The organism is Cellulomonas sp. A375-1 (assembly GCF_001040865.1).
Taxonomy (GTDB): domain Bacteria; phylum Actinomycetota; class Actinomycetes; order Actinomycetales; family Cellulomonadaceae; genus Cellulomonas; species Cellulomonas gelida.
In genome coordinates, this window is record NZ_LFKW01000042.1 from 1 (window position 1) to 3906 (window position 3906).

Genomic DNA, 3906 nt, shown 5'->3' on the forward strand with positions numbered 1-3906 from the left:
CCGGCGTCGAGGTCGGCCGCGCCCGTGGCGAGCTGCTGCGCGCCGTCCGCCGACCGCTGCGCACCGTCCGCCACCTGCGTCGCGCCGTCGCCGAGGTCGCCGGCCGCGGTCCGCAGCGTCAGCGCGCCGTCGGCGGCCTGGGCGAACCCGTCGCGCGCGTCCCCGAGCCCGACGAGCACGCGGTCGACGGCCTGCTCGCCGACGGACGCCGAGACCGCCGCCTGCACCTGGGCCATCGCGCTGCGGCCGAGCGTCGAGGCGAGGAACGAGTTCGCGTCGTCGTACGTGACGAGGATCTGCGCGGCCGTGGGCGCGTCGCCCGAGGCCGAGGTGATGTCGCTCGAGAAGTCCTCGGGCACGGTCACCGCGAAGTAGTACGTGCCGTCGGCCACGCCGGTTGCGGCGGCGTCGGCGTCGGTGACCTGCCAGTCGAGGCCGCCCGCGCTCGTGAGCTGGTCGACCACCTCGTCGCCCGCGCGCAGCTCGCGGCCGTCGAGGGTCGCACCCTGGTCGGCGTTCACGAGCGCGACCGGGAGGCGGTCGAGGTTGCCCATCGGGTCCCAGAAGGCCCACAGGTAGAGCGCGCCGTAGAGCAGCGGGACGAGGACGATCGCGGCGATCGCGAGCCGTGGCAGGCGGCCGCGGCGGAACCGGCGTAGCTCGGTCCCGGTGCTGGTGAGGGCAGACATGAGGGGTCCTTCGGGGGGTGCGGGAGGCGGGTGTGCTCGCCGGTCAGGCGAGGTCGGGTGCGGGCACGGCGTGCGGGCCGGTGGCGAGAGTGACCTGCGTCGGTGTGGTGTGCCACGGTGTGCGCGCCACCTCGTCGAGCGAGGCGACGGACGCGACCACCGTGGTCCCTGCGGCGGTGAGCGCCTCGAGGCGCTGCCAGAGCGTCGCGCGCCGCGTGGTGTCGTGGACCTGGTCGACGTCGTCGACGACGAGCAGGCGCGGACCCTGAGCCATGGCGAGGGTCACGCGCAGCAGGAGCGCGTCGACCTCGTCGAGGTCCCACAGCACGGACTCGACGCGCGGGAGGGGCCGCTCGCCGAAGACGGGCTCGGCCAGCGCGCGGAAGGTCCGCTGGTCCTCGCGCGGCGCGCGGCGGTACCAGGGGGCGAGCCAGGTGAGGCGCTCGCGGACCACCTCACCCACCGTGACGCTCTCGTCCAGGTCGTCGATCCCGGCGAAGCCCGCCACGGCGGCCAGTCGCTGCACCCTGCGGCGCTCACGGGGCAGCGTGTGACCGAGCACCTCGAGGGTCGCGTCCGCGTCCGGGACCATGCGGCCCGCGAGCGTCAGGAGCAGGCTCGAGCGACCCCCGCCCTGCGGGCCCTGCACGACCGTGAGCGCGCCCGCCGGGAGGTCGAGGTCCACGGGCCCGTACACGACGCCGCGTCGGCCGTGCAGGCGCAACCCTCGCGCGACGACCGCCACGGGAGTCGCCAGGGAAGCCTCCGGTGGCGTCTCGAGGGCGGGTGCGAGCTCGAGCGTGTCGCGCACGGCACCCTCCTGCGGCTGGGCGGTGGCGGGGTCCTGCTGGTTCACGAGTCCTCCTGACTGACCGGTCAGTACAAACGATAGACCCGTCGGTCCTCGCACGCACCACCGCACGGCCTGTCTCGCTCGTCACAGCCGCGCGCGACGGCGGTGATCGGCGTGCCGGCGACGTGGACCGCGCCGACCTGGACGTGCGCGGCGTGCGAGGATTCTCGCCATGGCGATGCGAGAGATCCGGACTGTCGGCGACCCCGTGCTGCGCACCCCGTGCGACCCGATCACGACGATCGACGACCGCGTGCGCTCGCTCGTCGAGGACCTGCTGGAGACCGTCGACGCCGACGGCCGCGCGGGCCTGGCCGCCAACCAGATCGGCGTGGGGCTGCGGGCCTTCTCGTGGAACATCGACGACGAGATCGGCTACGTCCTGAACCCGCAGATCGTCGAGCTGTCCGAGGACGAGTACCAGGACGGCGACGAGGGCTGCCTGTCGGTCCCGGGCCTGTGGTACCCGACGCGGCGCGCCTGGTACGCGCGGGTCGTCGGCACGGACCTCGACGGCCGTGAGGTCGTCGTCGAGGGCACCGAGCTCATGGGGCGCTGCCTGCAGCACGAGGTCGACCACCTCGACGGCATGCTCTACCTCGACCGCCTCGAGCGCTCGGTCCGCAAGAAGGCGATGCGCGCGATCCGCGAGCAGCTCTGAGCCGCCCGGGGCGACCGCTCAGCGGTGCATGACGCGCCGTGAGAGCCGGTTCCCGATCGCCTGCGCGGCCTGCACGAGCAGGATGATCACGACGACCGTGATCCACACGACCGCGAAGTTCCAGCGCTTGTAGCCGTAGTCGAGCGCGAACGCCCCCAGCCCGCCGCCGTCGATGATGCTCGCGAGGGCGGACATGTCGACGACCGCGACGAACACGAACGTGTAGCCCAGGATCAGCGGGCCCAGCGCCTCGGGGACGAGCAGCGTGGAGATGATGCGCCAGCGCGTCGCGCCCGTCGCGCGAGCCGCCTCGATCACGCCCGGGTCGATCGCGACGAGGTTCTGCTCGACGATCCGCGAGACGCCGAACGTCGCGGCGAACGACATCGCGACGACCATCGCGGTGCTGCCCAGGCGGGTGCCGAGCAGGGTCACCGTGACCGGGGCGATCACCATGAGCAGGATCAGGAACGGGATCGGGCGGAACACGTTCACGACGAGGTTGAGCACGAAGAACACGCCACGGTGCGCGAGTAGCCCGCCGCGGCGGGTCGTGTAGAGCGCGAGCCCCAGCGCGAGGCCCAGTGCGCCGCCGATGACGAGCGTCGCCCCCACCATGTAGAGGGTCTGGCCGAGGGACTCGACGAGCTTGGGGCCGTGGAACGACCAGTCGAAGCCCTGGCCGGCCTGCACGACGGGGATCATCGGACTTCCTGCACGGTGGTGACCTCGCGCAGCCGCGCGATGAGGTGGTCGACCGACGGGTCGGCACCTTGCAGCGCGAGCGTCAACGAGCCGAACGACCGGTCCTGGAGCGTGCCGATCCCGCCGTAGACGATCTCGAACGCCACCCCCAGCTCGCCCGCGGAGCCGAGCACCGCGCCGAGGGTGCTGCCGTCGAGCACGTCGGCCGTCACGATGCGGCCGTCGTGGTGGCGGCGCAGGCGCTCGAGGTCCGTGGCGCGGGGTCGGTCGTGCAGCACGGTCGAGACGAACCGCCGCGAGACCTCCGCGCGAGGCTGGGTGAAGACGTCGAAGACGGTCCCGAGCTCGGCCAGCCTGCCGTGCTCGAGCACGGCGACACGGTCGGCGATCGTGCGCACCACGTCGAGCTCGTGCGTGATGACGACGATCGTGACACCGAGCTCGGTGTTCACCTTGCGCAGCAGGCGCAGCACGTCCTGGGTGGTCTGCGGGTCGAGGGCGCTCGTGCACTCGTCGGCCAGCAGGATCGACGGCTGCGCGGCGAGGGCGCGAGCGATGCCGACCCTCTGCTTCTGACCCCCGGAGAGCTGGCTCGGGTGGTCGTGCGCGCGTGAGAGCAGGCCGACGAAGTCGAGCAGCTCGGCCACGCGGCGGTCCCGGTCTGCGCGGGGCCACCCCGCGACCTTGAGCGGGAACGCGACGTTGCCCGCGACCGTGCGCGACGCGAACAGGTTGAACTGCTGGAAGATCATGCCGATGTGCCGGCGCTTGAGCTCGAGCTCGCGCTCGGAGAGCCGGGTGACGTCGTCGCCGTCGACGACGAGCCGGCCCGAGGTGGCGCGTTCGAGCCCGTTGATCAACCGCACGAGCGTGCTCTTGCCCGCGCCCGAGTAGCCGATCACGCCGAACACCTCGCCGCGTTCGACGCTCAGGGAGATGCCGTCGACGGCACGGACCGGGCCGGACGGCGCCTCGAAGACCTTGGTGACCTCGTCGAG

Annotated in this window: 5 protein-coding genes; 1 reads left to right on the forward strand and 4 read right to left on the reverse strand. The window is 72.8% G+C overall.

Going from position 1 to position 3906, the window contains the following annotated elements; all coding sequences use genetic code 11:
- On the reverse strand, positions 1 to 689 hold a 689-nt coding region (locus CWIS_RS04730), incomplete at its 3' end, for a YhgE/Pip domain-containing protein (protein WP_048342105.1).
- 43 nt (positions 690 to 732) lie between these two features.
- Positions 733 to 1545, reverse strand: coding sequence for an AAA family ATPase (locus CWIS_RS04735; protein ID WP_197080761.1), 813 nt, complete (start codon positions 1543 to 1545; stop codon positions 733 to 735).
- Positions 1546 to 1714: 169 nt separating this feature from the next.
- Between CWIS_RS04735 and def the strand changes: the two genes are divergently transcribed.
- A complete protein-coding gene (def, locus tag CWIS_RS04740) occupies positions 1715 to 2203 on the forward strand; it encodes a peptide deformylase (protein ID WP_048342106.1) in 489 nt (162 codons plus the stop codon).
- An 18-nt stretch (positions 2204 to 2221) separates the two neighbouring features.
- Here def and CWIS_RS04745 read toward each other — a convergent pair whose 3' ends face one another.
- Positions 2222 to 2908, reverse strand: coding sequence for a methionine ABC transporter permease (locus CWIS_RS04745; RefSeq protein ID WP_048342107.1), 687 nt, complete (start codon positions 2906 to 2908; stop codon positions 2222 to 2224).
- Positions 2905 to 3906 (reverse strand): methionine ABC transporter ATP-binding protein (locus tag CWIS_RS04750; protein WP_048342165.1); only part of this gene is annotated, 1002 nt, incomplete at its 5' end. The genes CWIS_RS04745 and CWIS_RS04750, both read right to left, overlap by 4 nt.